This is a genomic window from Rhodococcus opacus (assembly GCF_012396235.1).
Lineage (GTDB): Bacteria > Actinomycetota > Actinomycetes > Mycobacteriales > Mycobacteriaceae > Rhodococcus_F > Rhodococcus_F opacus.
Window position 1 is genome coordinate 316,865 of the sequence record NZ_JAAXPA010000005.1, and the last position, 25,165, is coordinate 342,029.

At 67.0% G+C, this 25,165-nt stretch carries 22 protein-coding genes and 2 pseudogenes; 13 read left to right on the forward strand and 11 right to left on the reverse strand.

Features of this window, described 5'->3' with window-relative positions; all coding sequences use genetic code 11:
• The first annotated feature begins 145 nt into the window (after positions 1-145).
• Positions 146-1,333: a serine hydrolase domain-containing protein gene (locus HGB39_RS09115; RefSeq protein WP_043789842.1), complete on the forward strand. Its 1,188-nt coding sequence runs from the start codon at positions 146-148 to the stop codon at positions 1,331-1,333.
• Positions 1,334-1,403: 70 nt separating this feature from the next.
• On the opposite strand, the pseudogene HGB39_RS38515 reads toward HGB39_RS09115, so the two are convergent.
• Positions 1,404-1,754: pseudogene (locus HGB39_RS38515) on the reverse strand (dihydrofolate reductase family protein); the annotation flags it as partial.
• A gap of 51 nt (positions 1,755-1,805) precedes the next feature.
• A pseudogene (locus HGB39_RS40170) lies at positions 1,806-2,375 on the reverse strand (GntR family transcriptional regulator).
• 216 nt (positions 2,376-2,591) lie between these two features.
• Between HGB39_RS40170 and HGB39_RS09130 the strand changes: the two are divergent.
• Both HGB39_RS09130 and HGB39_RS09135 read left to right on the forward strand, forming a co-directional pair.
• A complete protein-coding gene (locus tag HGB39_RS09130) occupies positions 2,592-4,370 on the forward strand; it encodes a CocE/NonD family hydrolase (RefSeq protein WP_081276512.1) in 1,779 nt (592 codons plus the stop codon).
• 133 nt (positions 4,371-4,503) lie between these two features.
• Positions 4,504-5,643 (forward strand): serine hydrolase domain-containing protein, encoded by a 1,140-nt coding sequence (locus HGB39_RS09135; RefSeq protein WP_064080214.1) that lies wholly within the window; start codon positions 4,504-4,506, stop codon positions 5,641-5,643.
• A 20-nt stretch (positions 5,644-5,663) separates the two neighbouring features.
• Here HGB39_RS09135 and HGB39_RS09140 read toward each other — a convergent pair whose 3' ends face one another.
• From HGB39_RS09140 to HGB39_RS09160, 5 genes are all read right to left on the reverse strand, one after another.
• Positions 5,664-6,572 carry an ABC transporter substrate-binding protein gene (locus HGB39_RS09140; RefSeq protein WP_054247941.1) on the reverse strand — a complete coding sequence of 303 codons (909 nt, stop codon included), beginning with the start codon at positions 6,570-6,572 and terminating at the stop codon, positions 5,664-5,666.
• Positions 6,573-6,583: 11 nt separating this feature from the next.
• Positions 6,584-7,339, reverse strand: coding sequence for an ABC transporter permease (locus tag HGB39_RS09145; RefSeq protein ID WP_064080213.1), 756 nt, complete (start codon positions 7,337-7,339; stop codon positions 6,584-6,586).
• A complete protein-coding gene (locus HGB39_RS09150) occupies positions 7,336-7,986 on the reverse strand; it encodes an ABC transporter permease (RefSeq protein WP_005250988.1) in 651 nt (216 codons plus the stop codon). The genes HGB39_RS09145 and HGB39_RS09150 overlap by 4 nt, the downstream gene beginning before the upstream one ends.
• Positions 7,983-9,098 (reverse strand): ABC transporter ATP-binding protein, encoded by a 1,116-nt coding sequence (locus tag HGB39_RS09155; protein ID WP_064080212.1) that lies wholly within the window; start codon positions 9,096-9,098, stop codon positions 7,983-7,985. The genes HGB39_RS09150 and HGB39_RS09155 overlap by 4 nt, the downstream gene beginning before the upstream one ends.
• A gap of 65 nt (positions 9,099-9,163) precedes the next feature.
• Positions 9,164-10,660 carry an aromatic amino acid ammonia-lyase gene (locus HGB39_RS09160; protein ID WP_064080211.1) on the reverse strand — a complete coding sequence of 499 codons (1,497 nt, stop codon included), beginning with the start codon at positions 10,658-10,660 and terminating at the stop codon, positions 9,164-9,166.
• A 256-nt stretch (positions 10,661-10,916) separates the two neighbouring features.
• On the opposite strand from HGB39_RS09160, the gene HGB39_RS09165 reads away from it, so the two are divergent.
• From HGB39_RS09165 to fdhD, 4 genes are read left to right on the forward strand one after another with little or no spacing between them, the layout of a single operon-like run.
• A complete protein-coding gene (locus HGB39_RS09165) occupies positions 10,917-12,002 on the forward strand; it encodes an S-(hydroxymethyl)mycothiol dehydrogenase (protein WP_005571858.1) in 1,086 nt (361 codons plus the stop codon).
• Entirely contained in the window at positions 11,999-12,631 is a 633-nt protein-coding gene (locus HGB39_RS09170; RefSeq protein ID WP_005571857.1) for an MBL fold metallo-hydrolase, read from the forward strand. The genes HGB39_RS09165 and HGB39_RS09170 overlap by 4 nt, the downstream gene beginning before the upstream one ends.
• A gap of 4 nt (positions 12,632-12,635) precedes the next feature.
• On the forward strand, positions 12,636-14,945 hold the full coding sequence (locus HGB39_RS09175; RefSeq protein WP_064080210.1) for an FdhF/YdeP family oxidoreductase: 2,310 nt from the start codon (positions 12,636-12,638) through the stop codon (positions 14,943-14,945).
• Entirely contained in the window at positions 14,945-15,766 is an 822-nt protein-coding gene (gene fdhD, locus HGB39_RS09180) for a formate dehydrogenase accessory sulfurtransferase FdhD (RefSeq protein ID WP_064080209.1), read from the forward strand. The genes HGB39_RS09175 and fdhD overlap by 1 nt, the downstream gene beginning before the upstream one ends.
• A gap of 79 nt (positions 15,767-15,845) precedes the next feature.
• Here the strand turns inward: fdhD and HGB39_RS09185 are convergent, their stop codons facing one another.
• From HGB39_RS09185 to HGB39_RS09200, 4 genes are all read right to left on the reverse strand, one after another.
• A complete protein-coding gene (locus tag HGB39_RS09185) occupies positions 15,846-17,084 on the reverse strand; it encodes a helix-turn-helix transcriptional regulator (RefSeq protein WP_064080208.1) in 1,239 nt (412 codons plus the stop codon).
• A 101-nt stretch (positions 17,085-17,185) separates the two neighbouring features.
• Positions 17,186-17,677: a Clp protease N-terminal domain-containing protein gene (locus HGB39_RS09190; protein ID WP_005565681.1), complete on the reverse strand. Its 492-nt coding sequence runs from the start codon at positions 17,675-17,677 to the stop codon at positions 17,186-17,188.
• Positions 17,674-17,889, reverse strand: coding sequence for a hypothetical protein (locus tag HGB39_RS09195; protein ID WP_005565680.1), 216 nt, complete (start codon positions 17,887-17,889; stop codon positions 17,674-17,676). The genes HGB39_RS09190 and HGB39_RS09195 overlap by 4 nt, the downstream gene beginning before the upstream one ends.
• A 59-nt stretch (positions 17,890-17,948) precedes the next feature.
• A complete protein-coding gene (locus HGB39_RS09200; RefSeq protein ID WP_005260937.1) occupies positions 17,949-18,719 on the reverse strand; it encodes an IclR family transcriptional regulator in 771 nt (256 codons plus the stop codon).
• A 213-nt stretch (positions 18,720-18,932) separates the two neighbouring features.
• On the opposite strand from HGB39_RS09200, the gene dctA reads away from it, so the two are divergent.
• The 6 genes from dctA to gcl are packed head-to-tail and all read left to right on the forward strand — an operon-like array spanning position 18,933 to position 25,161.
• Positions 18,933-20,366 (forward strand): C4-dicarboxylate transporter DctA, encoded by a 1,434-nt coding sequence (gene dctA, locus HGB39_RS09205; protein ID WP_005260936.1) that lies wholly within the window; start codon positions 18,933-18,935, stop codon positions 20,364-20,366.
• The gene (locus tag HGB39_RS09210) at positions 20,359-21,141 is read left to right on the forward strand and encodes an MTAP family purine nucleoside phosphorylase (RefSeq protein WP_005565679.1); all 783 of its coding nucleotides are present in this window, start codon (positions 20,359-20,361) and stop codon (positions 21,139-21,141) included. The genes dctA and HGB39_RS09210 overlap by 8 nt, the downstream gene beginning before the upstream one ends.
• Positions 21,142-21,145: 4 nt before the next feature.
• Positions 21,146-21,553 carry an allophanate hydrolase-related protein gene (locus tag HGB39_RS09215; protein ID WP_005565678.1) on the forward strand — a complete coding sequence of 136 codons (408 nt, stop codon included), beginning with the start codon at positions 21,146-21,148 and terminating at the stop codon, positions 21,551-21,553.
• Positions 21,554-21,579: 26 nt separating this feature from the next.
• Positions 21,580-22,401 carry a hydroxypyruvate isomerase family protein gene (locus HGB39_RS09220; protein WP_064080207.1) on the forward strand — a complete coding sequence of 274 codons (822 nt, stop codon included), beginning with the start codon at positions 21,580-21,582 and terminating at the stop codon, positions 22,399-22,401.
• A gap of 33 nt (positions 22,402-22,434) precedes the next feature.
• Positions 22,435-23,319, forward strand: a complete 885-nt coding sequence (locus HGB39_RS09225; protein ID WP_005565676.1) for a 2-hydroxy-3-oxopropionate reductase — start codon at positions 22,435-22,437, stop codon at positions 23,317-23,319.
• 36 nt (positions 23,320-23,355) lie between these two features.
• Positions 23,356-25,161, forward strand: a complete 1,806-nt coding sequence (gene gcl / locus HGB39_RS09230; RefSeq protein ID WP_005260931.1) for a glyoxylate carboligase — start codon at positions 23,356-23,358, stop codon at positions 25,159-25,161.
• Positions 25,162-25,165 lie beyond the last annotated feature (4 nt).

Sequence of the window (25,165 nt, forward strand, 5' to 3'; positions counted from 1 at the left end):
TTCTGGGATGAAAAGTGCTGGTTGTTGCCGCTCGACCAGCCGATCGGATAACGGCCGGAACCTCCCTGGGCAACGACGGTCTGCGCCTAGAATCCCAGTGAGCAGCGACTCCCACTCGACCTCTGCGTACGAAGGGATCGACCCCATGAGCTTGTCGACTCGTAGCCGGCTGCGTCGAACGGCCACCGCGCTCAGCATCGTTCTTGCCCTCGCCACCGTTTCGTGCGGATCGGACGGTCGCAGCGGCGAACAGCAATCAGCGGAAAACGGTCCCGACGTCGCGCACACCGATGATCCCAACGCCGACAAGATCGTCGCTATCGTTCGCGACAAGCTGACGGAGCTCGATCTCAGCGGCGCCGTATTCGGCGTGTGGCGCGGCGACGAGGAGATCGCCGCCGGGGCGGTGGGGGAGTCTCCGCTCGGCGTTCCCGCGACGCGTGACATGCAATTGCGAGTCGGCCAGCCGATGGAACCGATGCTGTCGACAATTCTGCTGCAGCTGGGCGAGGCCGGAACGCTGAGCCTGGACGAGCCGATCGCCAAGTGGGTGCCCGACTTTCCGCGAGCCGACAAGATCACCCCGCGGATGCTCGCCAACAGCACCACCGGCATTTCGGACTACGTGACCAACCCCGATTTCCTGAAGATCTTCTACGCAAATCCGATCAAAGGCTTTACGTCTCAGGAGATCTTCGACTTGGCGAACGCCCGCCCGCCGCTGTTCGAACCGGGAACCAGCTTTGCCTACGCGCACAGCGACCTGTGCCTGCTCGGTGTGGTACTCGAGAAGGCGGCGGGAAAGCCGTTGGGCGACCTCCTGAAGGAGCGGATCTTCACGCCGCTGGGGATGGACGCGAGCAGCGTGGTGCTGACACCCCAGATGAGTGAACCGATCCTGCACGGCTATACCAACGAACGTGGCGTCTTCGAGGACTCCACGTTCTGGAATCCCACGGCGTTCCTCAACAGCGGCAACATGAACTCGACGGTGGCCGAAGTCGCGCGGTGGGTTCGTGCGCTCGGCACCGGCGAACTCCTGTCCGACACGGCGTTCACGGAGATGATGGCGGACAAGACCGCCGGGCTGGGCCCGCTGACTGCGGACAAGTACTTCGCATTCGGAACCGTTCACCTGGGCAGTTGGCTGCTCATGAACCCGGCATTCGGGGGCTACAACGGCATCGCCCTCTACGAAACGGAGTCGAAGACCACGATCGTCGTCTACGCCACGCTCGGACCGACGGCCAATGCCAACGCCAATAACACTGTGCCGATCGGCAAGGAGATCGGTGCACTCCTCTTCCCTGACAACCCGCCGAAGGTGCCCTGATCGAACCGGCACCGGCGTGGTCGCCGGACCGTTCGTGGTCTAGTGCGACTTTCGCCAGAACAGATTGTGGCCGGACGTCCTTGCCCTGGGCCGCATCCCGCGCCTGATCGAGGACCGTTGCGGGATCGGCGTCGACGAAGTGGAACGTGGTGTCGCCGAGGGTGAACGACGGACGGGTGTGGTGGGTCAACACGAACACCGGAGTGTGGAACGGAGGCTCGTCACCCCACCAGCCGCGCCAGCCGTGGTCGTGCCAGGGACCGCGCTGCGGGCCGAATTTGTTGCGGCCCATGAACTCGGCGCCGATGTTGCGGGTGAAGTCCCGCGTGAAGTAGTCGTCGAGGCCGCGGCTTCCGCCGGGGTCGGTTCGCATGGGCCAGCTCGCCGTGGCACCGGCCCAGGCGAACATTTTCCCAGGGTCGGTGTGTCCTCCTGCGCTCTCGATGATCGGTGAGATCCGTTGTCGCTGGCGCTAACCGGCATCCTGTTGAGCGGCGAGTTGAATCCTGATCCGCGACGTCATCGATCAACGATTCATTGTTGACGGCGACCGCGGCGTCGGCGTCACCCTTGCGGGCGGCCTCGACGAGACGTTCCTGGTACCTCCACAACGAGTCGTCTCCCGCCGTGTCCAGGGTGCCCTGCGCGCCGACGATCTTGTAGGCGCGGCAGTGCTGCCACAGGGAACGGATGGAATCGACGAGCACGGGGTTCGCTGCCGCCTCGTAGAGAATGGTCAACAGTGCCTCGTCGTGATCGAGAAGCGCCACCACCCGCCGTTCGGCGATGGCGGCCCGCATGAGTTCGTACTCGGTCTGCATCCGGTCGACGTCGGCGGGGCCGATCTGCTGGGCGCCCAATCGTGGGCCTCCACCTCGAGCAACCGGCGGACGTCGTAGACATGCACCAGTTCGGCCAGGGTCAGGCCTTTCACGACCGCGCCCTTGTGGGGGACACGCTCGGCCAGACCGGCTTCCTCGAGCCGTCGGATCGTCTCGTAGACCTGGTCGGTCAACAGGGACGTTTCGGCGCGCTTGGTCACTACCACAGCTCACATATAAACCGCACGAGGGGCGCAGCCGTGTGCCAGACGACCTGCGCGAGTCTGCGAGCCGCGGTCCACACCGATGCCCGCGACACACCGGCAGCCTGAGTTGGTCGTGCGTCCAGAGCGTTTACGCTCGTCAGAGGTGCTCGGGGCGGAGTGACGGACGGCGGGTGGGCTGTGAAACACAGGGCGCGTAGATCGACTCTGGCGGTGGTGACGGCGGCGGCCGCGGTACTGACACCGATCGCGGCGGCGGCTCCGGCGACAGCCGATCCGCTCGGTTTCACGAAGACCACGCTCCATTTCCAGGTTCTCGTCGGACCGAACCGAGACGAGCCGTGCGACGTGATCGGCGACGTGTACAAGCCCGATTCGGCGTCGGCGTCGAATCGGGTGCCCGCCGTCCTCACCACCAACGGCTTCGGCGGTTCCAAGAATGACCAGGCCGGTATCGCCTCGTTCCTCGCGTCCCGCGGTTACGCGGTGCTCGCGTACTCCGGGCTGGGCTTCGGCGGTTCCGGCTGCAAGATCCACATGGACAATCCCGAGCACGACGGGCGAGCGGCGAGTGAACTGGTGAGCTTCCTCGGTGGACGCGACGGGATGGCGTTCGTCGATACCGCGCACACCGTCCCCGTCCCCGGTCTCGACTACGTGGTGCAGGACGCGACCGCGCACCACGGCGCCGCCGAGGCGCACGATCCGCGGGTCGGCATGGTCGGCGGCTCCTACGGTGGGGCCGTGCAGTTCGCCGCGGCCTCGGTGGACCCCCGGATCGACACGATCATCCCGATGATCACCTGGAACGACCTCAGCTACTCGCTCGCGCCCAACGGCACCGACCAGACGACCGGGGTCAGCACGTCGATTCCCGGGGCGTCGAAGGTGGTGTGGTCGCTCATGTTCGGGGCCATCGGCGCGACCAACCCCCGGGCGGAGGGCTACGCGCAGGACCCCGCGCGGGCCTTCGGTTGCCCCAATTTCGCCGACCCCGCGTGCCCCGCACTGGCGCAGTCCGCGGTGCAGGGCTACCCGGACCCGGGGTCCGTCGAGTTCCTGCGCCAGTCGTCCGTGGTGTCGTACGCGGACCGGGTGAAGATCCCGGTGTTGATCATGCAGGGACAGCAGGACACCCTGTTCGACCTCAACGAATCGACGGCCACGTTCGAGACCCTGCAGGCGCAGGGCAACGACGTGAAGATGATCTGGCACAGCTGGGGTCATTCCGATCTCACTCCCGCCGAGGGGGAGATCAGCATGAAGAATCCGAACCCCGACACCCAGTACGAGACGGGCCGGATGGTCGACTGGTTCGACCACTATCTGAAGGACAGCGAGGTCGACACCGGGCCGGTGTTCAGCTACTTCCGCAACTGGGTCGACTACACCGGCAACGCCGCACCCGCGTACGCCGAATCCTCGGATGTCTCGGTGGGCCAGGACTATTCGCTCTACCTCTCCGGCGACGGCGCACTCACCGACCGCCTCGACGGCATCGTTCCCGGTGCACAGACGCTGAACACGCTGCCGGTCGGCCTCCCCACCGACCGGGAAGCGCCGGACACCCGGCCGGAGAATCAGGTCCCGCAGGGCGTGGTCCCCGGCACCCAGGCCGAATGGTCGTCCGTCATCCTCGGCGCCCCGGTGGACGTGGTCGGAGCCCCGACGCTCGACGTCCGCGTCACGGCCGCACCCGCGGTCGCCGGTGTCGAGGATTCGGTCGTGGTCTTCGCGAAGCTGTACGACGTGGCTCCCGACGGCACGGAAACGCTGATCAACGGACAGGTCGCGCCGGTGCGCATCGTGGCACCCGGTGAGCCCGTCCGCGTCACGATGCCGGCCATCGTCCACCGCTTCGATGAGGGCCACCGCGTACGCCTCGTGGTATCCGGGGGAGACCCGAGCTTCCGTGGAAGTCTCGTGCCGCACCAGGTCACCATCGCCTCGGGTGATCCGGGTCAGGCGCTGATGCTGCCCGTGACCGGCTGAGGTCGGGCCCCGTCCGGACGCGAGTCGTCACGAACGAGTGATTGACATCACACGAGGAGCGGGCTCACACTGGAACCCTCAATTGAACCCGATGTCAAGATCAATTGCATCGGCTGGTGGAGAGGAACCGCAGGTGACCAAGCTCGGAGGAGTGTGCGACAAGCGCTTCACGGCGTTGCAGGAGGCCCTGAAGGACAATCTCGACTCCGGTGAGGAACTCGGCGCGTCGATCGTCGTGACCCTCGACGGAGATCCGGTGGTCGACATGTGGGGCGGATGGTCCGACACCGATCACGCCACCGAATGGGAGCGCGACACCATCACCAACGTGTGGTCGTGCACCAAGACGGTCACCGCGCTCGCCGCACTGATGCTCGTCGATCGCGGACTGCTGGATGTCTACGCGCCCGTCGCGAAGTATTGGCCGGAATTCGCCGCGGCAGGCAAGGAACGCGTCGAGGTCCGCCATCTCCTCTCGCACACGTCGGGTGTCTCGGGATGGGATCAGCCGATCACGGTCGAGGACACGTTCGACCTCGCCGGGTCGACGAAACGACTTGCCGCACAGTCGCCGTGGTGGGAGCCGGGCACGGCGTCCGGATATCACGCGCTGAACTACGGCCATTTGATCGGCGAGGTCGTCCGCCGAATCGACGGGCGCACGCTCGGCCGTTTCGTCGCGGAGGAGATCGCCGGACCGCTGGGTGCCGACTTCCACATCGGACTGGACCCGTCGGAGTTCGGCCGGGTGTCGAACGTGGTCCCGCCGCCTCCGCTGCCGATCGACCTGGCCTCCCTCGACCCCGCCAGTGTCATCGTCAGGACGTTCACCGGCCCCGGACCGGACGCGTCCGCGTCGTGGTCCGACGAGTGGCGCAAGGCGGAGAACGGTGCGGCCGGTGGCCAGGGCAACGCCCGGTCGCTCGCCCGGATCCAGTCCGTCGTGGCCTGCGGGGGCGAGCTCGACGGCGTCCGTCTGCTGTCGCCGGACACCATCTCCCTGATCTTCGACGAGCAGTCGAACGGTGTGGATCTGGCTCTCGGGCAACCGATTCGATTCGGCATCGGTTACGGACTGCCGACGCCCGTGTCCGTGCCGTTCGTCCCCGAGGGCCGCATCTGCTTCTGGGGTGGCTGGGGCGGCTCGCAGGTCGTCGTCGACACCGAACGACGGATGACCATGACGTACGTGATGAACAAGATGGGTCCGGGACTTCTCGGCTCCGACCGGACCGCCCAATATGCGACGGCGACGTTCGATGCGCTGAGCTGACGTGCCCGCCCGGGGCGTGATCAGGACGCCAGCCCCTTGTCCTCCAGCCATTCCCGGGCGATGTCGCCCATGTCCTCGAGGTCGGCCACCCGCTGGTTCATCTCGATGAGATCCTCGGTCGTCAATGCGGCCGACACGTCGGCCAGGACGCCGCGGACGTCGTCGCCTGCCTTGTTCTCGTTGATGATCGGGGTGATGTTCTCCGCCAGGAACAGGTGCTTGGTGTCCTCGAGTGCCACGAGGTTCTCCGAACGCATCGCCGGGTCGGTGCTGAACACGTCCGCCACTTCGATCTGACCGCTCAGCAGAGCGTTGAGCGTCAGGGGACCGCCCGCGTCCAGTGCCAGGAACTCCTTGAACGTCAGGCCGTACTTGTCCCTCAGGCCTGCGACGCCGTTCTCCCGGGTCTTCCACTCGGGCGGGCCGCCGAGGGTCAGTTCGTCGGCGTGGGGCACGAGGTCCTCGATCGTCTCGAGCGAGTACTCGTCCGCGGTCTCCTGCCGCACCGCGAGAACGTCCTTGTCCTCGGCAGGGGACGGTTCCAGTGCGACGAGCCCGGCGGGCAGCTTGGCCTTGATCTCCGCGGTCACCTCGTCCGAGGCGGTCGCGGTGGTGGCGCTGTCGAGGTATTGGAGCAACGCACCCGAGTATTCGGGCAGCAGGTCGATGGAGCCGTCCCGGATGGCCGGGACGTACACCTCCCGGCTCCCGATGTTGAGCTTCTCGGTGACGTCGATGCCGTTCGCGCGCAGCGCCTCCGCGTAGATCGTCGCGATCAGCTGGCTTTCGGGGAAGTCCGCGGAGCCGACGACGATGGCGCCGTCACTGCTTCCGCCGTCGTCGGACGCCAACGGGTCCTTGCCGATCCCGCATGCCGTCAACGACATCAGGGTGGCGCCGGTCAGCGCGACGATCAATGCCTTCTTCATGATGATGTCCTTCAGATCAGCGAGGGCTCGGGAGCGGATGTGGGTCGGGCCGCGACTGCGGTGTCGTCGGAACCGGATCGCTTCGTCGCGCCGCTCCGGACGCGTCGCGTCAGACCGGGTGAGACGACCCGAACCGTGAGGAATCCGATCGCCAGGTCGAATGCGAGCGCGAGGAGCGACACGAGGACCGCTCCGGCGGCCATCTGCGCGTAGTCGCTCTGCGCCTTGCCGTCGATGAGGAGACGTCCCAGTCCGCCCAGCGAGATGTAGGCGGCGACGGTCGCGGTCGAGACGATCTGCAGCACGGCGCTGCGCACACCTGACAGCATCAGCGGCAGCGCGCACGGCATCTCCACCTCGGTGAGGATCCGCATCGACCGGAACCCCATGCCCCGCGCAGCGTCCACGGCGGCCGGGTCGACCGAGCGAATGCCCGCGTACGTGTTGGTGAGAATCGGCGGGATGGCCAACAAGACCAGCACGATCAGGCTCGGAATCAGGTAGGCCAGCTTGGTCGAGAACGACGGCGCGAGGACGAGCACCAGCAGGATCAGCAAGCCGATGGTGGGAAGGGCGCGCAGCGAGTTGGCCAGGCCCGCGACGACGACCGCGCCGCGACCGGTGTGCCCGATGTACAGACCGAGCGGAACCGCGATCAGCGCCGCCGCGAACAGGGCGAGGAACGTGTACATCAGGTGCTGGAGGAGGAGAGCGGGAATGCCTTCGGGCCCGGTCCAATGAGCACCGTCGAGCAGAAAGTCGATCATGATGCGACCACCTTCGGGGTCCACGGTGTGAGTAACCGATTGGCGAGCACGATGAGCAGGTCGAGAACAAGCGCCAGCAGCAGGCACAGCGCGATACCGGTGATGATGGGTGTGTAGAAACGCAACTGGAAGCCCTGGGTGAACAGTGACCCGATCTGCGGGATCCCGAGCAGCGCGGCGAGAGAAACGAGGCTGACGTTCGACACGACCGCGACGCGCAGTCCGGCGCAGATGACGGGAACGCCCACCGGCAGCTGGACTTTCAGCAGAGTCTGGTAGGGCCGGTAGCCCATCGCCGTGGCGGCGAGCACCGTCTCCTGCGGCACCGAATCCAGGGCGTCGGCGATGACGCGGACGAGCAGGGCGACGGTGTAGATCGTCAGCGCGACGACGATGTTCATCGGATCGAGGATCTTCGTTCCGAGGATCGGCGGGAGCAGGACGAACAGTGCCAGCGACGGGATCGTGTAGAGCAGGCCGGCCGTGCCCACCACATAGGGGTTGATCCGGCGACTGCGATGCGCCAGCCAGCCGATCGGCAACGCGACGATCACGCCGACGACGAGCGGCACGAGCGAGAGCAGGATGTGCCAGCCGACCAGTTCGGCGATGCGATCGGACTGGCGGCCGAGCCATTCGATGTTCATCGGGCCATCGCCTCCGCGGCCACGAGATCCGCCGACTCGATCGCCGCCACCGCCGCGTGTGCCGTCACGGTTCCCACGAGCACACCGTCGCCGTCGACGACGACACCGCGTTTGCTGGGTGCGGACAGGGCGGCGTCGAGCAGGGCCCGCATCGTCCCGTGCGCATCGGCGACCGTGCCACTGAGATTCACGTCGTCCGGGCGAATGCGGTCGACGACCGTCGCCGGTTGCACCCAGCCGATCGGCTTGTTCGCCGGGTCGACGACGAGTAACCAGTCGTCCGTGGTCCGCGTGCGGGCGTCGGATGACGAATCACCCAGACGAGCAACGGGTTCGGCGACCGTCTCCACGCGGCCGTCGAGGTTCGAGAAACCCAGCGAACGGTAGCCGCGGTCGCGTCCGACGAAGTCGGCGACGAACTCGTCGGCGGGTTCGGTCAGCAACTCCAGTGGCGTCGCCGACTGGGCCAGGATCCCGCCGGTTCGCAACACGACGACCTGATCGCCGAGCTTGAGTGCCTCGTCGATGTCGTGCGTGACGATGATGATCGTCTTGCCGATGTCCTTCTGCAGTCTCAGGAATTCGTCCTGGAGCTGGCTCCGGACCACCGGGTCGACAGCGCTGAAGGGTTCGTCCATCAGCATGAAGGCCGGGTCCGCGGCGAGGGCGCGCGCGACGCCCACTCGCTGCTGCTGGCCACCCGAGAGCTGCCAGGGATACCGGTCCGCGAAGTTCGCCGCGAGACCGACCGTCTCGAGCAGCTCCATCGCCCGGGTTCGGGCCTCCTTCTTCGTCTTTCCCAGCAATTTCGGCATCGTCGCGACGTTGTCCACGATGGTGCGGTGCGGGAACAGTCCGGCATGCTGGATGACGTACCCGATCCGCCTGCGCAACAGCGCGGGATCCATGTCCGCCGTGGATTCGCCGTCGAGGGAGATGGTTCCGGACGTCGGTTCGATCAGTCTGTTGATCATGCGAAGCGACGTAGTCTTGCCGCATCCCGACGGCCCGACGAGTGCTGTGATCTTCCCGCTCGGGCACTCGAGGTCCAGTTCGTTCACCGCTGTCGTGCCGTCCGGGTACGCCTTGGTGACTTTGTCGAATGTGATCATTCGCGTGCTACTTTCGTGTAATCCGAGTGGTGACACACTCGGAAGTTCGGTCTCGTGGGATTGCTTTACCGAGTAACGTCTTTCTCCGGATTCGGCATCTGTTCCAGAAACTTCACCGCTGCTTTCAGGTCGTCGCTCAGAGGACGGTCGGTCGTCCGCGGGTCCAGGCACCTGCGCGCCCGGTCCAGGTACGCGCCGAGTTCGGTTGTGGTGTCGAGTTCGTGGTTCTGTTGGCCGAGGGCGCGTACCGCCGAGATCAGTTCGCACGCGAGCACGATGCGGGACTGGGCGAGGATGTCGGTGAGCTGGGTGGCGGCCTGCGAGGCGAAGCTCGCGTGGTCCTCGGTTCCGCGGGAGATCACGGTGTGTCCGAGAGACCCCGGCGCCGCGGCCATCCGGATCTCGGCGATGGCCGCGGACGTCGTGTACTCCAGCAGCATGGTGCCGCTGCTGCCGGCCGGACCGTCGGCCAGGAACGGCCGGAGTCCGGTGACCACCGGATCCGAGAGATTGGCAAGCCTGCACTGCGACAACAGCGCTGCGCTCGACAGCGCGAGTTTCGCCTCGTCCACGGCGAGGGCGATCGGCATTCCGTGGAAGTTCCCGTTGTGGAACACGGCGTCGTCCTCGACGGAGATGAGGGGGTTCTCGGAGGACGAGTTCATCTCGATCGCGAGCGTGCCTCGCAACCGCTGCAGCGCCTGCCAGGTCGCCCCGAGGATCTGCGGCAGGGCGCGGAACCCGTAGGAATCCTGCACGCGGGCAGCCTGTAAGCGGTGGCCCGCGAGGAGTTCCCGGACCCGGCCGGCCACCTCCTCCTGGCCGAGGTGCCTGCGGGCAGCCTGCACCCGTGCCGCGAACGGCTCGACGGAACTGCGCGTCGCCAACAGCGACAGCACACCGACGATCAGGGAGTGCTCCAGCCAGTTCGCGACGCTGTCGGTGGCCGAGGCCGCGAGCGCGACCGTCATCGCGTTGGTCGAGATCAGCGGGAGTGCGTCACCCTGGTGTGCGGTCCACCGGCTGACGAATCGACCGTCCCGCAGAGGTGCCTCGCCCATCAACCCGAGCGCGATCTCGGAGAACGCGCTGAGGTCGCCGGTGCCTATCGCCCCGCGAGCGTGCACGGTGGGCTGTTCGTCCGCCGCGACGGCAGCGATCAGCGCGGTCACGATGTCGGGGTGCAGACCGGATCCGCCGTTGAGAATCTGATTGACGCGAATGATCATGGCGGCTCGGACGACGTGATCCGGCAGTGAGGGGCCCGAGCCGGTGGCGTGGCTGCGGAGAAGTCGAAGGTCCTGGTCGACGCCGTCGGAGACGGAGGTGTCCCGGTTGCCCCCGACGCCCGTGGTGCGTCCGTAGATGGGCTGCCGTTCGGCGATGCGCACGGCTGTCTCCCACGAACGGCGTGTGTGGTCGAGCGCTGCGGGGTCGGGCTCGATCACGATGGGCTCCCGGGCGAGCGCCGTGAGTTGGTCGACGGTGAGCTGGGCGCCGTCGAGCACCACCGGAAGGGGCGGGTGCGGTTCCTCGGTCGAGCTGGAATCTCTCCGGGTCATCAGAACTCCGTGATCGATGTGGTGTGCCTCACTCTTCGAGATGTATAGTCCTGTATATACCGCGACGTGTCAACCGTCAGTTTCCCGCCATGACCTCTATCGCAATACCGCCGCGAGCGGCTGGCATTCCGGCTAGGTCAACCTCTCACTTCGATCAGTCCCTCCGTGATGTTCCAGAACGTAGGGTCTCGGGAGAGGTGCATATATGGCCATGCATCGATCCCGCTATGACTGATCGACCGAAGGAATGAGTCCAATGCCGCAGCAGGTACGAGGCGTCATCGCCCGCTCCAAGGGTGCCCCCGTCGAGATCGCGACCGTCAACATTCCGGATCCCGGTCCGGGTGAGGTGGTGGTCGATATCGCGGCGTGCGGTGTGTGCCACACGGACCTCACCTATCGCGACGGCGGGATCAACGACGAGTTCCCGTTCCTGCTCGGCCACGAGGCGTCGGGGATCGTCGAGAGTGTCGGTGAGGGTGTGACGTCGGTGGCGGTCGGTGATTTCGTCGTCCTGAACTGGCGCGCCGTCTGCGGTCAGTGCCGCGCCTGTAAGCGTGGTCGCCCGCAGTACTGCTTCGACACACACAACGCTGCGCAGAAGATGACGCTCGAGGACGGCACCGAACTCACGCCCGCCCTGGGGATCGGCGCGTTCGCCGACAAGACGCTCGTCCACGCCGGACAGTGCACCAAGGTGGATCCCTCCGCCGACCCGGCAGTCGTCGGACTGCTCGGCTGCGGCGTGATGGCCGGCCTCGGTGCCGCCGTGAACACCGGCAACGTCTCCCGCGGTGACACCGTCGCCGTCATCGGCTGCGGTGGTGTCGGCGACGCCGCGATCATGGGCGCCCGCCTGGCAGGTGCCGTGAAGATCATCGCGATCGACCGGGACGACAAGAAGCTCGAATGGGCGAAGGACCTGGGCGCGACGCACACGATCAACGGCGGCCAGGTGGACGCCGTCGAGGCCGTCCAGGAACTCACCGGCGGTTTCGGCGCCGACGTCGTGATCGATGCGGTCGGCCGCCCCGAGACGTGGAAGCAGGCGTTCTACGCCCGCGACCTCGCCGGCACCGTCGTGCTGGTCGGTGTCCCGACCCCCGACATGACCCTCGAGATGCCGCTGATCGACTTCTTCTCCCGCGGCGGATCCCTGAAGTCCTCGTGGTACGGCGACTGCCTGCCCGAGCGTGACTTCCCGATGCTCGTCGACCTGTACCAGCAGGGACGGCTGCCGCTGGAGAAGTTCGTCACCGAGCGCATCAAGATCGACGAGGTGGAGGCGGCATTCCACCGCATGCACGCCGGTGAGGTGCTGCGTTCGGTGGTCGTCCTGTGAGCGGGGCGCTGCGGATCGAGCGGGTCGTCACCGAGGGAACGTTCGCCCTCGACGGCGGAGAGTGGAACGTCGACAACAACATCTGGCTGATCGGTGACGACACCGACGTCGTGATCGTCGACGCCGCCCACGCCGCGCAGCCGATCATCGACGCGGTCGGAGGCCGGCACGTGAACGCCGTGATCTGCACCCACGGTCACAACGACCATGTCACCGTCGCCCCCGAACTGGCCGAGCGTCTGCACGCCCCGGTGTTGCTGCACCCCGGGGACGATGTGCTGTGGAAGATGAGCCACCCCGACGCCAAGTACTGGCAGCTCGAGGACGAACAGCGGATCGCGATCGCGGGCACCGAGATCCAGGTGATCCACTCACCGGGTCACTCGCCCGGGTCGGTGTGCCTGTACCTGCCCGAGGCCGGGGCACTGTTCTCCGGTGACACCCTGTTCTCGGGTGGCCCCGGCGCCACGGGCCGGTCGTACTCGGATTTCCCGACCATCATCGGGTCGATCCGGGACCGGCTGTTCGCTCTTCCCGAAGAAACACTCGTCCACACCGGTCACGGTGACGGAACCACGATCGGCACCGAGGCCCCGCACCTCGCCGAATGGATTGCACGAGGAAACTGACTCCATGACCGACACCACCGACAGGTACACCTTCGACGAGGACGATGTCGTCGTCACGCACGAGAAATCCTATGCGGCAGGTGTTCCTGCGGTGTTGGTGTCGTTGCGTCGTGGGCTCGAGCAGATGGGTCCGGTGCGCACGGCCCGGACGTTGATGAAGTTGAACCAGCGGGAGGGGTTCGACTGTCCGGGGTGTGCGTGGCCGGAGACTCCGGGGCACCGCAAGCATGCGGAGTTCTGTGAGAACGGGGCGAAGGCGGTCGCGGAGGAGGCGACCACCCGAACGGTGACGCCGGAGTTCTTCGCCGCGCATTCGGTGTCGGATCTGCTGGGTCGGACCGAGTTCTGGTTGGGTCAGCAGGGCCGGTTGACGCATCCGATGGTGCTTCTGCCGGGGGCCTCGCATTACGAGCCGATCGGCTGGGACGCGGCGTTCGCGATGATCGCCGGCGAGCTGCGGGCGTTGACGTCACCGCACGAGGCGGTGTTCTACACGTCCGGCCGCACCAGCAATGAGGCGGCGTTCGTGTACCAGTTGATGATCCGGGCGTTCGGGACGAACAACCTGCCGGACTGCTCGAACATGTGCCACGAATCGTCGGGCAGTGCGTTGGTGGAGACGATCGGGATCGGGAAGGGGTCGGTGTCGGTTCCCGACCTCGAGAACGCCGACCTGATCCTGATCGCCGGGCAGAACCCCGGCACCAACCACCCGCGGATGCTCTCGACCCTGGAGAAGGCGAAGGCCAACGGGGCGAAGGTGATCGCGATCAACCCGCTGCCCGAGGCCGGACTGTTGCGGTTCAAGGACCCGCAGAAGGTGCACGGGGTGGTCGGCGACGGTGTGCAGATCGCGGACGAGTACCTGCAGATCCGGATCGGCGGCGACCAGGCCCTGTTCCAGGGACTGGCGAAACTGGTCCTCGACGCCGAGGACGCCGCCCCGGGCACCGTCCTCGACCACGACTTCCTGCGCGAGCACTGCGCCGGGTTCGACGACTACGCCGCCCACCTCCGCCGGAGCGTGGACATGGACACCGTCATCGCCGCCACCGGACTGACCCTGGCCCAGATCCAGCAGACCGCGGAGGCGTTGATCGCCTCGACAAAGACCATCATCTGCTGGGCGATGGGCCTGACCCAGCAGACCCACGGGGTCGCGACCATCCAGGACGCCGTCGCCCTGCTGCTGATGCGCGGGATGATCGGCAAACCCGGGGCCGGGGTGTGCCCGGTCCGCGGGCACTCCAACGTCCAAGGCGACCGGACGATGGGCATCTGGGAGAAGATGCCCGAATCGTTCCTGGCCGCGCTCGACGCCGAATTCGGTATCCGGTCACCGCGCGAGCACGGCCTCGACGCGGTCGACTCGATTCGGGCGATGCGGGACGGGACGGCGTCGGTGTTCATCGGAATGGGCGGCAACTTCGTCTCGGCGACCCCGGACACCGACACCACCGAGGCCGCGCTGCGGGGCTGTGCGCTGACGGTGCAGGTGTCGACGAAACTGAACCGCTCCCACCTGGTCACCGGGCGGACCGCGCTGATCCTGCCCTCGCTCGGCCGCACCGACAAGGACGTGCAGTCCGGGAAGAAACAGCAGGTCACGGTCGAGGACTCGATGTCGATGGTGCACCTGTCCCGCGGCAGCCTCACACCCGCCGGCGACCATCTGCGCAGCGAGGTCGCCATCGTCTGCGGGCTCGCGCAGGCCCTGTTCGGACCCGACCACTCAGTGCCCTGGGCGGATTTCGCCGCCGACTACGACCGCATCCGCGATTCCATCGCCCGGGTCATTCCCGGGTTCGAGGACTTCAACACCAAAGTCCGCGGGCCGGACGGATTCGGACTGCCGCACCCACCGCGGGACGAACGCCGGTTCGTCACCGACACGGGCAAGGCCAACTTCGTCGTCAACGATCTGCACTGGCTTCCCGTCCCGCAGGGAAAGCTGATCCTGCAGACGATGCGCTCCCACGATCAGTACAACACCACCATCTACGGCCTCGACGACCGCTACCGCGGCGTCAAGGGCGGCCGCCGGGTGCTGTTCATCGCCGCCGAGGACATCGCCGCCCTCGGGTACACCGACGGCGACCGGGTGGACCTGATCTCCGAATGGACCACCCCCGACGGGACGGTGCAGGAGCGCCGCGCCGATGATTTCCGGCTGGTGCCCTACCCGACGCCGCGGGGGAACGTCGCCGCCTACTACCCGGAGACGAATCCGCTGATCCCGCTCGATCACGTGGCCCGCACATCGAACACCCCGGTGTCGAAGGCGATCACCATCCGCCTCGAACGGCGGCCCTGATGGGGCGTGTGACCACCCGGACCCCGGTCACCCGGATCACCGACACCCGGCAGTCCACCCGACCGGACACCGTGGTGGTGGAGGAGCCGCTCGAGATCCGGGTGAACGGGACACCGCTGGCGGTCACCATGCGCACCCCCGGTTCCGATGTCGAACTGGCGCAGGGTTTCCTGCTGACCGAGGGCATCATCGCCGACCGCGCGGACATCGCGTCGATCCGCTACTGCAACAGCGTCGACGACAACGGTGTCAACACCTACAACGTCCTCGACGTCGATCTCGCGGCCGGGGTGTTTCTGCCCGACACCGGAATCGAACGCAACTTCTACACCACCTCCTCGTGCGGGGTGTGTGGGAAGGCGTCGCTGGACGCGATCCGGCAGCGGACGAAGCACTCCCCGGCCACCGACACGGTGCGGGTGCCGGCCGCGACGATCTCGGAGTTGCCCGACCGGTTGCGGGCCGCACAGAAGGTGTTCGAGACCACCGGGGGCTTGCACGCGGCCGGATTGTTCACCCGGACCGGGGAACTGCTCGCGATCAAGGAGGATGTGGGGCGGCACAACGCCGTCGACAAGCTGATCGGCTGGGCCACCGAACAGAACCGGATCCCGCTGCGGGGCAGCATCCTGCTGGTGTCCGGCCGGGCGTCGTTCGAGCTGGCGCAGAAGGCGGTGATGGCCGGGATCCCGGTCCTCGCCGCCGTGTCCGCCCCCTCCTCGCTGGCGATCGACCTCGCCCACGACACCGGGCTCACCCTCATCGGATTCCTCCGCGGCACCACCATGAACATCTACACCCACCCGGACCGCATCACCTGACGTGAGTGGCAAATCGTGCGCACGCACACTTTGCCACTCACGTGCGGGGGTCAGTACCGGATCGGCAGCGCCTCGACGCTCATGCGTGCCTGCCGGTGGTGTCGGCGCGGATGCCGGCCTCGAGGGCGATCGCGCCCGCCTCGCCTCGGGACGCCACCCCGAGCTTCTTCAGCACACCCGCGACATGGAATTTGACCGTGCTCTCGCTGATACCGAGACTGTCGGCGATCGCCTTGTTCCGCTTTCCCGTCGCGAGGTGACCCAGGACCTCGAGTTCGCGGGGGTTGAGGTCGCCGAGTTGCTGTTCGTCCGGTCGCGCCATCGGTAGGTCGAGTGGGATCGCGACGGCCACCCGGGAGCCCCACCCGTCGACCGACTCGACGTCTATCCGGCCACCGAGTGTGTGCACCCGGCCGGAGAGTTGCCGCACCAGCGCGTCGGTGTCGAGACCACCGTCGCCGTCGTCGCGGACCTCGACGAGGAGGTTCGCGCCGTCGCAGTCCCAGGCGATGCGGATTCGCTCCAGGGCGGCCTGCGCCGCGAACGCCAGGACGGCGCTCCGCACGACGGCCCGCGCCGCGCTCGCGACCTCGCCGGGCAGCGCGCGACCGTCCACCGGCGGATCGACGTAGTCGACGCGCACGGGCCGGTGCTGGAGCAGCGGCCGCAGTTCGCCCTGCAGCCGGGCGAACGCGGTGGTGACGGCTTCTTCCGCGAGGTTGCGGTCGGACTCGCCCGCGGAACGCAGGGTCACCAGCGCCGCGGACGCCGTCTCGCTCGCCGTGATCCGCGACCGGCGGTCGTCGAGGTCCTTGGATCGCAGCGTCGACAGGATCGATTCGAGCGTCGCCGCGTGCAGGTCCGTCAGCTCCACGATGGTCCTGGCCCGTTCGCTCGACGCCGCCCGTGACTCCGCCAGGTACGCGGGGCTCGCCTGCGCCACCTGATGCCGGATCGACACGGCGACGACGCCGAAGGCGCCGGCCACCAGCGGGACCTCACGAATGCGTTGCCGCGGCTTCGGGAGAACGAGGAGAAGGGTGTCCGTCGCGTCCAGCAGCGCCCACACCTTCCGCTTCACGCCGGCAATCACGGTCTGGTCGTCGAACGGGGTGCCTTCCGTCAGGCGGGTGCGCAACGCCTCCAGTTCGGCGATGGTGACGCGTTCGACCACCGACGGATCGCCGCTGACCTTGCGGGGGCGTCCCGTGCATTCCCGGGTGAAGATCACCAGCGCGGTGTGCGGCCAGATGTCGGCGAGGAACTTGGAGAAGCGGACGGCGATGTCGGGCAGCGGACCGTCGATGACGTCCCGCATGGAACCGAGAACATCTGCAGGGGACACAGAAGTCGAGCTGGGAAGAACCACGTGTCGAGCCTATCCGCGCAGGCGGCGAACACCGGGCCTGGGCCGTCCGCTCACGATGCCGGTTCGGCCCGGGCGGCGTCGACGACGTCGGACCGGACGAGCCCCAGCGATTCCAGTGCCCGCGCCGCGGTGCCGTGCGTGATGGTGGCGACGGCTGCGACGATGTCGGCTCCGACGATCGGTCGCCGTTCCGACTTCGCGAGCGCCACCGCATTTCGGAACGCGGCCTGGGCCGGTTCGGTCAGCCGCAGTGGCCCGGTGCGGGGGCGGCTCAGTGCGCTGGTGGCGACGCGCGCGTCCGTCATGCCTGCCGCCGCGAGGGCTTCCCCGTGTACGCGAATGACCTCCTCGCGCAGTGCGTCCCGGTTCGATCCGAGATGCTCGAACACCCGGCGTGCCGTACCGTCCGGCAGCGCGAACGAGGCGAGCAGCAGGTGCTCGAGGCCCGGCTCCCGGTCGCCCAGCCGGTCGGCTTCGGCCTCCGTTTCGGAGAACAGCGTCTTCATCGTCCGCATGTCGCGCCATGCCCGGGTGAACTTCATCGTGTGCCCCTCGTCTTCGTGTCGGAGGATCGTCCGGGGCCGAGGCGTTTGTGCGCCGCCTGACCCGAGACGCCGAGAGCCTGACCGATGTCCGCCCAGGTCCAGCCGGCGGACAGTGCGTGTGCGACGGCGTCACGCTCGAGCTGATCGGCCTGACGCCGCAGCGCGACGACGGCAGCGAAAGCGGTCGCCGGGTTCGGATCGTCACTCACACTATCAACTTAAGTTGATGATCCGGATCCGTCAACCTTTGTTGATGGGTCGTCCGGCTTCAGAGCGCGGCGTTTTTGTCGAACTCGGTGCCGAGTTCCTTTGCCACGCGCTTGAGTAGCGGCACGATGTGGTCGGCCGACTCGAGGGTGACCCGGGCCGCGGGGCCGGAGACGGAGATGGCAGTGGGGGTCGGAGCGTTCGGCACCGGCACCGAGAAGCAGCGGACACCGATCTCCTGCTCGCCCTCGTCGATCGCGAACCCGCGGTTTCTGCTCAATTCGAGATCGGCGATCAGCATGTCGGGGTCGGTCAGGGAGTTCTCGGTGTACGTCGTCATGCCGGTCCGGCCGACCAGTGAGCGCACGGCGTCATTCGAGAGTTGCATGAGGATGGCCTTGCCGACGCCGGTGCAGTGCGGGTAGACGCGTCGGCCGACCTCGGTGAACATGCGCATCGCGTGCTCGGACGGCACCTGTGCGACGTAGACGGCCATGGTGCCGTCGAGGACGGCCATGTTCGCGGTCTCGCCGGTGCCTCGCACCAGTTCGGACAGGTGCGGCCGTGACCAAGCGCCGATCAGCTGGGTGGCGCTCTCGCCGAGGCGAATGAGCTTGGGCCCGAGCGCGTACCGCCGGGTCGGTAGCTGCCGCACGTATCCGCGGTTCATCAGTGTGCGGATGAGCCGGTGGATGGTCGGGAGGGGGAGTCCGGCCAGGTCGGCGAGTTCGCTGACCCCGATGGACCCGCCGGCGCTCGCCATGATCTCGAGTATGTCGAATGCGCGCTCGACCGACTGCACGCCGCCGGCCGGACTCTGACCGTTCGTCATGTCTGTCTCCATCCTCTGACTGCCCGAGAGCCCCCACATTCTTTCCGTCAGACGGAAAGGGCGCTCCGTATGACGATAGCGCGGGCGCGGCGGATCGCGACGATTCCTTCGCTACATCGGTTGACAAACCTCGGTGTGACGGCGTTCACTATATCGAGATACGAAATACAACTTCCATAATATGGAAAACACCAAGCCCCGAGGGAGGGCCCCGTGTCTGAAGTCGAAATCGCTGCGAAACCCACAAAGCAGCGTTGGTACAGATCACTTTTCGTCCAGGTCCTGATCGGAATTGCCCTGGGCATCGCCACCGGAATCCTGTTTCCGGAGTTCTCCCATCACCTGGCGCCGCTGGGTGAGGGCTTCATCAAGCTGATCAAAATGGTCGTGTCCCCGCTGATCTTCCTGGTGATCGTCACCGGCATCGCCAAAGTCGGCAGCATGAAAGCGCTCGGAAAGATCGGCGGCAAGGCGCTGCTCTGGTTCACGGCCGCGACGACCTTCGCGCTCGGGCTCGGCCTGCTCGTCGGAAACCTCGTCAAGCCGGGTAGCGGGCTCAACATCGACCCGGCCACGCTGGACACCAGCGCCCTGGACGAGAAGACGCAGGGCGGCCACCTGCCGGGTGGCGTCGAGTTCGTCATGCACATCATCCCGACCAGCGTGTTCGATGCGTTCGCACAGAACAACCTGCTGCAGGTGCTGCTGTTCGCGATCCTGTTCGGTGTCGCGCTCGCGTCCTTCAGCGAATCGGCTCCGCCGATCCTGATGGATGTGATCGACCAGACGCTGCACGTCATCTTCCGCATCGTCGGCTACATCATGTACCTGGCACCGCTCGGTGCGTTCGGTGCGATGGCCTTCACCGTCGGCAACTACGGCGCCGGCTCGCTGAAGTCCTTCGGAGTACTCATCCTGGCGTGCTACGGCGCTGCACTGGTCTTCATCGTCGTCCTGTCGATCGTGGTCAAGCTGATCACCGGAGTGAACGCGTGGAAGTTCATCAAGTACTGCCGCGAAGAATTCATGCTCGCCCTGGGCACCGGATCGTCCGAGGCGGTCATGCCCCGCATCATCAAGAAGTTGGACAACGCGGGATGTGACCGCGCCGTCGTCGGTCTGGTGATCCCTACCGGCTACTCGTTCAACCTCGACGGAGCCGCGATCTACCTGTCGCTGGCGATGATGTTCCTGGCGCAGGCGGTCGGGGTGGACCTCGGCTTCGGCGAGCAGCTCGCGATCATGGGCATCCTCATTCTCAGCTCCAAAGGTATGGCGGGTGTGCCGGGGTCGGCCTTCGTCGCCCTGTCCGCGACCGCTGCCGCGATCGGCGCGTTCCCCGTGGCCGCCGTCGCGTTGCTGCTCGGCGCCGACCGGCTCATGGACTCCATGCGCGTATTCACGAACCTGCTCGGTAACTGCCTCGCCACGTTCGTGGTCGCGAACTGGGAGGGCATGCTCGACAAGGACAAGATGCGAGCGGTTCTCGACGGGAAGGTCACACCCGACGACCCGGACGACGTCACCATCCACCCGCACCCGGGGCACGAACACCTCCAGGACGGCCCGGCACGGCCGGCGATCGAGAGGCGCGAAGCGCTGACCACGAACGGGGCCTCGGAAGGAACGGTGAACCACCATGCCTGACACCCAGCCCACCGTCGCAGTGCTCGGCACCTGGGGTTACTACGGACTCCTCGACGACGCCGAGCAGGTTCGGGTCGACACCCCGTACGGTCCGACGTCGGACAGCATCGTCCTCGGGTCGTCAGGGGGCCGCCGGCTCGCCTACCTGACCCGCACCGGACGGCACCGCGACATCCCGCCCCACCGCATCAATGCTCGCGCGAACATTTGGGCCCTGCACAGCCTGGGCGTGCGCACGATCCTCGCGCCCACCCCGTCCGGCTCGCTGCGACCGGCGATCGGCGTCGGCTCGGTCGTCGTGCCCGACCAGCTCGTCGACCGCACCTGCCGCACCGACGACACCTTCCACGACGACGACGTCCACGTGTCCTTCGCGGAGCCGTTCTGCGTCCGCGGACGCCAGGCGGCGGTCTCGACGCTCCGCAGGAGCGGATGGGTGGTCAACGACGGCGGCGTGATGGTGGCGATCCGCGGTCCCCGATACTCGACCCGCGCCGAATCACGCTGGTACGCGGCCCAGGGATGGGACCTGATCAGCATGACCCCGTACCCGGAGGCGGCGCTGGCCCGTGAACTGGGCATGTCCTACACCTGCATCGCCCTGGTCACCGATCACGACGTCATCAGCGACACCCCGTGGCCGGTCACCCAGGACCTGGTGCGCGAAGAACTCGACGCCAACACCAAACGACTACGCGAAGCGCTGCTTCAGGTAGCGATCGAACTGGCAGGCAAGCCCGAACCGGCGACACCTGCCCACGGAAGAAGGAGCTGACACGATGGCCGAATTGTTCTGCAACGGGGGAGCGATGCGTGGCGGAAACCTGCATCACAACGTGTCCGCGCACACGTTCCTCGGCACGGTCCGGACCGCACCGAAGTACCGATTCTTCTCCGTACGTGACGAATTCCCCGCGCTACTGCTGGCGGAGGCCGGGGGAGCCTCGATCGAGGGCGAGCTCTACGACGTGCCGATCGGCGACATTCGCACCGACTTCCTCCCCGAGGAGCCCGAGGAACTCGAGCTCACCGTGATCGAACTGTCCGACGGCCGTTCGGTTCTGGCGGTAGGTCTGCGACCGGGCCTCCTCGAGAGCAGAGCCGGCGAGCTCACCGAGATCACCGATCACGGCGGCTGGCGACGCTATCGCGGCCTGCCCGAGCCCGACAACACCACAGTCTCCTGAACACCCGGAAAGTGAAAGAACAACCGATGGATGCCTTGGCCTACACTTTGAACTGCTCGATCCTGCTCACCGACGTGCCACTCCTGCAGCGCCCGCAGGCTGCCCGCGACGCCGGGTTCGACGCCGTCGAATTCTGGTGGCCCTTCGACACCGCCGTACCGCGGGACAGCGACGTCGACGCGTTCGTGGCCGCGATCGGGAACGCCGGAGTGCAGCTCACCGGGTTGAACTTCGCGGCGGGCGACATGCCGGCGGGGGACCGCGGACTGCTGTCCGACCCGGCGCAGGTCTCGGCGTTCCGCGACAACATCGACATCACCATCGGAATCGGAGAACGACTGGGCACCAAAGCTTTCAACGCCCTGCACGGTAATCGTATCGACGGCACGGATCCGAAGATTCAGGACGACACGGCCGCCGAGAACCTCGCCCAGGCGGGCAAGGCGGCGGACCGCATCGGTGCGGTCGTGCTCGTCGAACCGGTCAGCGGCACGCCGGCGTACCCGTTGAAGAGCGCGGCCGAGGCGATCGCCGTGATCGACCGGGTGAAGGCCGAGCACGGTGTCGACTCGCTCCGGCTCCTCGCGGACCTCTACCACCTCGAGGTCAACGGCGACGACGTCGGCGCCGCGATCGACGCGTACGCCGACCGCATCGGGCACGTCCAGATCGCGGATGCTCCGGGACGCGGAGAACCCGGCACCGGAACGCTCGACATCGACGGCTACCTGAAGAGGCTCGCCGGACACGGCTACCGCGGATATGTCGGGCTCGAATACAAGTCCACCCGGCCGGACACCTTCGACTGGTTGCCCCGCGAACAGCGCGCGTCCCGCGCCGCCCACTGACACACACCACTTTCGACGGAATCGAGGAGACTCGTGAGCACTATCGCATTCATCGGACTCGGAATCATGGGTAGCCCCATGGCCGTTCATCTCGCCAAGGCCGGCCACCGGGTGGTCGGATACAACCGCTCGCCCGAGCGCACCGCGGCACTCGTCGAAGCCGGCGGCACCGCAGCGGACTCCATCGCCAAGGCAGTCGCCGGCGCCGACGTCGTGGCCGTGATGGTCCCCGACTCGCCCGACGTGCAGGCCGTACTCGCCGGTGAGGACGGAGTCTTCGAGCACGCCCCGGCAGGCGCTCTGATCATCGACTTCTCCAGCATCCGGCCCGACGTCACCACCGCACTCGCCGCGCAGGCGGCCGAGCGTGGATTCCGGCTGATCGACGCCCCGGTATCGGGTGGCGAGGCCGGGGCGGTCAACGCCGCACTGTCGATCATGGTCGGCGGCGCCTCGGAAGACTTCGAGTCGGCCAGGCCGATCCTCGACGTCGTCGGGAAGACGGTGGTCCACGTGGGCCCGAACGGATCCGGGCAGACGGTGAAGGCAGCGAACCAGCTGATCGTCGCCGGCAACATTCAGCTGCTCGCCGAGGCGATCATCTTCCTCGAGGCCTACGGTGTCGACACCGCGGCCGCGGTGGAGGTACTCGGCGGCGGGCTCGCCGGATCGGCCGTCCTGAACCAGAAGGCGCAGAAGATGCTGGACCGGTCGTTCGAACCCGGATTCCGTATCGACCTGCACCACAAGGATCTCGGCATCGTGACCAGCGCTGCCCGTGAGGCCGGCGTCGTGACACCCCTCGGCGCCGTCGTCGCCCAGCTGATGGCCTCCGCCCGTGCGAACGGTGATGGTGGCCTGGATCATTCGGGTCTGCTGCGCGGAGTGGAGCGGCTGTCCGGCCGCCCCTCCCAGTGACCCGCCTCAACTCGTAATCCTCGATGGAGAACTGATATGCCTCGTATGCGCGCCGCTGATGCAGCGGTCAAGATTCTGGAACTCGAAGGTGCCACCCAGGCCTTCGGCCTCCCCGGTGCGGCGATCAACCCGTTCTACGCAGCAATGCGCGACCACGGTGGGATCAAGCACGTCCTCGCCCGCCACGTCGAGGGCGCATCCCACATGGCCGAGGGATTCACCCGCGCCAAGGCCGGGAACATCGGCGTCTGCATCGGGACGTCGGGGCCGGCCGGGACCGACATGATCACCGGTCTGTACTCGGCGATGGCGGACTCGATCCCGATCCTCGCGATCACCGGGCAGGCCCCGGTCGCGCGTCTGCACAAGGAAGACTTCCAGGCCGTCGACATCGCCGCGATCGCGGGGCCGGTCACGAAGATGGCGATGACGGTGCTCGAGCCCGCCCAGGTTCCGGGAGCGTTCGCGCAGGCATTTCACCTGATGCGGTCCGGCAGGCCCGGACCTGTTCTCATCGACCTGCCGATCGACGTGCAACTGGCGGAGATCGACTTCGACCCGGACACCTACCAGCCGCTGCCCGTGTACAAGCCGGCCGCGACCCGGGCGCAGGCGGAGAAGGCCCTCGACATGCTGGGGGCCGCCGACCGCCCGCTGATCGTCGCCGGGGGCGGCATCATCAACGCCGACGCCGCGGATCTGCTCGTGGAACTGGCGGAACTGCTGGACGTTCCGGTGGTGCCGACGCTGATGGGCTGGGGAACCATCCCGGACGACCACCGCCTCGCCGCGGGCATGGTCGGTCTGCAGACCGCCCACCGGTACGGCAACGCCACCATGCTGGCGTCGGACTTCGTCCTCGGCATCGGCAACCGCTGGGCCAACCGGCACACGGGCGGTCTCGACACCTACCGCAAGGGGCGCAAGTTCGTTCACGTCGACATCGAACCCACCCAGATCGGGCGCGTGTTCGCACCGGACTACGGGATCGTGTCCGACGCCAAGGCGGCGCTCGAACTGTTCGTCGCCGTCGCGAAGGAGCGGAAGGCCGCCGGAACCCTCGCGGACCGCAGCACCTGGGTCGAGGACTGTGCCACCCGGAAGCGGACCATGCAGCGCAAGACCCACTTCGACGACGTCCCGGTCAAACCGCAGCGGGTGTACGAGGAGATGAACCGCGTCTTCGGGCGCAACACCCGGTACGTCAGTACGATCGGGCTCTCGCAGATCGCCGGCGGCCAGTTCCTGCACGTCTACAAGGCGCGTAACTGGATCAACTGCGGGCAGGCCGGGCCGCTGGGCTGGACCATCCCCGCCGCCCTCGGAGTGGTTGCCGCGGAGCCGGAGACGCCCGTCGTGGCGCTGTCCGGTGACTACGACTTCCAGTTCATGATCGAGGAACTGGCGGTGGGCGCCCAGTTCAACCTGCCGTACATCCATGTCGTGGTGAACAACTCCTACCTGGGACTGATCCGTCAGGCGCAGCGCGCCTTCGACATGGACTTCTGCGTGCAGCTGGGCTTCGACAACATCAACACCCAGGAAGCAACCGAACACGACGTGCTGCCCGCGGTCCCGAAGGGGTACGGCGTCGATCACGTCAAGGTCGCCGAGGGGCTGGGCTGCAAGGCGCTTCGGGTCACCGAGCCCGGCGAGATCGCCGGCGCCCTCGAGAAGGCCCGTGAGCTCGCCGGTGAGCACAAGGTGCCGGTGGTGGTCGAGGTCTTCCTCGAGCGGGTCACCAACATCGCGATGGGAACCGAACTCGACAACGTCGCCGAGTTCGAGGATCTGGCGGAGAGCTGGGAGCACGCTCCCACAGCCCTCATGCTGCTGGACTAGGGGG